This window comes from Nocardioides sp. CPCC 206348 (assembly GCF_048654705.1).
Taxonomy (GTDB): domain Bacteria; phylum Actinomycetota; class Actinomycetes; order Propionibacteriales; family Nocardioidaceae; genus Nocardioides.
In genome coordinates, this window is record NZ_JBMCZA010000220.1 from 13015 (window position 1) to 13517 (window position 503).

A 503-nucleotide genomic window follows, 5' to 3' on the forward strand; every position below is an offset into this window, starting at 1 on the left:
CGGGCTTGTCGGCGTCGCGCCGCTCGCGCTCGTACCGGAGCCGCTGCTCCTCGGCCCGCTCGCGCACCTTCCGCAGGAACTCCTCGTCGGCAGCGGGGTCGCTGGCCGCGAACCGTCCCGGGCGGCCGTACTCCGGGAAGTTCGGCGCCGCGCCCTGCTCGCGGGTCAGCGGGCGCTCGGGCGTCGGCCGGCCGGCGATCAACCAGGCGATCGACCCCGCGAGCGGGAAGAAGAACACGATGACGATCCACCACGTCTTGGCCAGGTTGCGTACGCCGTCCTCGCGGGCGCTGATGACGTCCACGAGGCAGTAGATCCACAGGACGAGGACGAGGACTCCCGGCAGCAACCTCAACATGGGTGGCATTCTCGCCCGGCGCGGCCGCCCCCGTCCCGGGAATGGCCGCCGTTGGTCGAGGAGGCCGGCCACGGCCGTCTCGAGACCACCGGCAGCGTCGAGGCTGCGGAGGTCTCGAGACGGTTGCTGCGCAACCTCCTCGACC

At 72.4% G+C, this 503-nt stretch carries 1 protein-coding gene; it reads right to left on the reverse strand.

Annotated elements, in window-relative coordinates; genetic code table 11:
• On the reverse strand, window positions 1–358 hold a 358-nt coding region (locus ACOADB_RS24620; RefSeq protein WP_378605064.1), incomplete at its 3' end, for a PLD nuclease N-terminal domain-containing protein.
• Between the last annotated feature and the right edge of the window lie 145 nt (window positions 359–503).